Here is a 3630-nt window from a genome sequence, read left to right on the forward strand (position 1 = left end):
CTCCGGGGTTTACGGACCCCGCCAAGGCTGCCCGCCGTGACGTCTGCAGCTTTCTTCGCGAGAACCTAGTATGCGAAAGCAGCGTCGCCCGAGTGCCACGGCCGTCCAGCGAAAAGGAATCCCGAGATGACGACGAGAGCATTGATGGTCACGGCTGGTCGTGTGGCGGCAGCCGTGGCCGTTGCTGTCCTGTGGACCGCACCATCGGCTTCGGCCGGCAGCGATTTCTGTAATTCGCTGCCGCCCGCGCAAATTCACGACTGCACGTGCGGTTCTGACAACATCCCAGGTACTCAGGAGTACAAGGACTGCCTGCATGGGAACGCGGCTCCCAAAGCACCGTCGGCCGAGCCGCCCGCGCCGCCGAGTCCCTAACGGCCGCACAAGCCGCCGTCAGCCAGTGACGACGACGATCACTCCGGGTGGCTGATCGGCAACCTCTTTGGTCCGCGGCGCAACCTGTGCCTTGAGTAGCTGGCCCACAGCATCGGCGGTTTCGTGCTCGCCTGGCGCATCGGTGTAGTACACGGTGGTCTGGGAAACGTCGGGCAGCGTCAGGTTGTCGACCTTGGTGACGTTGAAACCGCCCTGCTTGAGTTGGTCAGCGGCCTTGCCCGCGACGCCCTTGGAGTTGGAGATGTTGAAGACGAGCACATCGGCCTTCGGAGCCGGCTTCGCCGAGGTTTTGGACGCCGTCGCGCCGGACGTCATGCTCGCCACGGCCGAGTCGTCGTCGGTGTTACTGCCCGATCCCATGGCCTGAAATCCGACCAGCAAAAAGATGACCCCAAGAAACAGCAGCACCATCACCATCGCCCGCAGGGGGAGGCCAGTCGAGTCGGGAACACGCTCATTCATCGAAGTCACTGTATCCACGAGCGCGGGAAAACCCACACCGACGCCCAGTGAGCAGGCAAAATTATCAGGTGAGCTCGAAGCCCAGCCGCCGAGCGGCACGCGCCTTCTGCCGGCTGGCCCGCAGCCGGCGGAGCCGCTTCACCAGCATCGGGTCGGCGGCCAGGGCCTCGGGTCGGTCGACCAACGCATTCAGCACCCGGTAATACGCCGTGGCCGACATCCCGAACAAATCCTTGATGGCCTCTTCTTTGGCCCCGGCGTATTTCCACCACTGGCGCTCGAAGGCCAATATGTCGTGTTCGCGGCGAGTCAACCCATCGGCGAGTCCAGAGTCGTCCCCCGATCGATTAGCCCGCGCCATAGCGCTGTCCATATCGCTCCTGATCCTCCAAGACCCTGCGACTCTCGAATGCTCGCTGCTCCGGCGATTATTCAACCACGTCGACGCCTGTTGACCTGGAAGCCAGACCCGCGAGTCGGCTGACGAGGTGAGGTTGCCTGCCCAACACGTACTCCGCAACCGGGGAAGCCGGACCCGGGCTTAAGATTTGCCGTCATGGCCGTCGTACCCATCCGCATCGTGGGAGATCCCGTCCTGCACAAACCCACCACACCGGTGCCCGTCGCGGCGGATGGATCACTGCCTGCCGATCTGGCCGAGCTGATCACCAACCTCTACGACACGATGGACGCCGCCTACGGGGTCGGACTGGCGGCCAACCAGATCGGCGTGAATCTCCGGGTCTTTGTCTACGACTGCCCCAACGAGCGCGGACAACCGGCGCGGCAACGCGGGGTCGTGGTCAACCCGGTACTGGAGACCTCGGAGATACCCGAGACCATGCCCGACCCCGACGACGACGACGAAGGCTGCCTGTCAGTGCCGGGCGAGTCGTTTCCCACCGGGCGGGCCGACTACGCGAAGGTCACCGGACTCGACGCCGACGGCAACCCGATAGCCCTGGAAGGTACCGGGCTTTTCGCGCGCATGCTCCAGCACGAGACCGGGCACCTCGACGGTTTTCTCTATCTCGACTGCTTGGTCGGACGCCACGCCCGCTCGGCCAAGCGAGCGGTCAAGTCGCACGGCTGGGGCGTCCCGGGATTGTCGTGGACACCGGGCGAGGGCCCGGACCCGTTCGGCCACTGATGGTTTCGTGGCCTGAGCCCGGCACTCGGGTCGCGGTGCGGTACCGCCTGGCCTGCGGTTCGGTACCACCGCTGACCGACGTGATCGGCCGCCTGATCGAGACCGCAGCGGTCGTGCGTGTCACGACGACGACGGGCGAGATCGTGGAGTTCAGCGCCGGCGCTGTCGTCTCCGTGCGCACGCTCAGCGATAAGCCGGTGCGCAACTCGGAGATTCGCGCACTCGAGCACGCAGACGCGCTGGCGTGGCCGGGTATCGAACGGCAGTGGCTCGACGGCTGGCTGCTACGCGCCGGGGCCGACGGCAGGTGCGCCTCGAATTCGGCTGTGCCGTTGGATATCTCGGCGAACCAGTCGACAATACCGGCGATCGTCAACTGGTATCGGCTCCGCGGCCTGGTGCCCCGGTTGGCGGTGCCCGATCGTCTGCTGCGACTTCCCCACCTGGGGGAGCACCCCAACCGCGTGATGGTGTGCGATGTACGCGCCGACTCCGGTGCCGAGCAGTCGGGCGCCGTGGTCGCCGACGCCCCGGACGGCACGCGCTGGGTGGGCTTGGCGCGGATCCAGACCGGCTGCGAAGCGCAACTGGCCTGGGGTGCGGCCCAGGGCGCAACCCGCGGCTACGTCCGGATCCCTGAGGGCGATCGCGATACCGCGGTGCTGGCCCGGTCGCTGGGCTTCGCCCTGCACCACCACGCGCGCTACATCGCGCTCACGTAGGGTCTTCAGCCATGCCCGACGGCTTGGTGGACAACGCCGACCCGCCACGTCTGCGGATAGCCACCTGGAACGTGAACTCGATCCGCTCCCGCCTGCCCCGGGTGTTGGATTGGCTGAAGCGCGGCGAGGTCGACGTGCTCGCGATGCAAGAGACCAAGTGTTCCGACGAACAGTTCCCCACGATGCCGTTCCTCGAACTCGGCTACGACGTGGCGCACGTCGGCACCAACCAATGGAACGGCGTGGCGATCGCCTCCCGGGTGGGACTGGACAACGTCGAGATCGGTTTCCCGGGCCAACCCACCTGGAGCAGCAAACCGGACGTCGCCGCTGCGACCGAGGCGCGCGCGCTGGCCGCCACCTGTGCGGGAGTGCGGGTGTGGAGCCTCTACGTTCCCAACGGCCGCACCCTCGACGACCCGCACTATACCTACAAACTGAATTGGCTTGCTGCTCTGCGCAATACCGCCGAGGGCTGGCTTCGCGACGATCCGTCGGCGCCGATTGCGCTGGTCGGCGACTGGAACGTCGCCCCGACCGACGACGACGTCTGGGATGTGGACTTCTTCAAGGGCTCCACCCATGTCTCCGGACCGGAGCGCACAGCTTTCGAGGGCATCGTCGACGCCCAATTCTCGGACGTGGTAAGGCCATTCACACCCGGCCCAGGCGTCTACACCTACTGGGATTACACCCAGCTGAGGTTCCCGAAGAAACAGGGAATGCGCATCGACTTCATCCTCGCCTCCCCCGCGCTCGCCAGCCGGGTTACCGCAGCGCAGATCGTCCGCGAAGAACGGAAAGGCAAGGCACCCAGCGACCACGCGCCGGTCGTGGTGGACATTCGCGCCGGTTGAGGCGTAAAAACTGCCGGCACGGGTATTCACCCGCTGTTCATTT

Annotated in this window: 5 protein-coding genes; 3 read left to right on the top strand and 2 right to left on the bottom strand. The window is 65.8% G+C overall.

Annotated elements, in window-relative coordinates; translation table 11 throughout:
* Positions 1–393: 393 nt before the first annotated feature.
* Together AC2VOG_RS01020 and napA are read right to left on the bottom strand one after the other, a co-directional pair.
* Positions 394–858: a LytR C-terminal domain-containing protein gene (locus tag AC2VOG_RS01020; protein ID WP_486938055.1), complete on the bottom strand. Its 465-nt coding sequence runs from the start codon at positions 856–858 to the stop codon at positions 394–396.
* A gap of 64 nt (positions 859–922) precedes the next feature.
* The gene (gene napA, locus AC2VOG_RS01025) at positions 923–1231 is read right to left on the bottom strand and encodes a nucleoid-associated protein NapA (protein WP_428342571.1); all 309 of its coding nucleotides are present in this window, start codon (positions 1229–1231) and stop codon (positions 923–925) included.
* Between the two features lie 183 nt (positions 1232–1414).
* Between napA and AC2VOG_RS01030 the strand changes: the two genes are divergently transcribed.
* From AC2VOG_RS01030 to AC2VOG_RS01040, 3 genes are read left to right on the top strand one after another with little or no spacing between them, the layout of a single operon-like run.
* Positions 1415–2008: a peptide deformylase gene (locus AC2VOG_RS01030; protein WP_486938056.1), complete on the top strand. Its 594-nt coding sequence runs from the start codon at positions 1415–1417 to the stop codon at positions 2006–2008.
* Positions 2008–2730 (top strand): GNAT family N-acetyltransferase, cg3035/Rv0428c family, encoded by a 723-nt coding sequence (locus AC2VOG_RS01035; protein WP_486938057.1) that lies wholly within the window; start codon positions 2008–2010, stop codon positions 2728–2730. The genes AC2VOG_RS01030 and AC2VOG_RS01035 overlap by 1 nt, the downstream gene beginning before the upstream one ends.
* 50 nt (positions 2731–2780) lie before the next feature.
* Entirely contained in the window at positions 2781–3587 is an 807-nt protein-coding gene (locus tag AC2VOG_RS01040; protein WP_486938058.1) for an exodeoxyribonuclease III, read from the top strand.
* The last annotated feature ends 43 nt before the right edge of the window (positions 3588–3630 follow it).

The sequence above is a fragment of the Mycobacterium sp. TH-M11 genome, assembly GCF_057473725.1.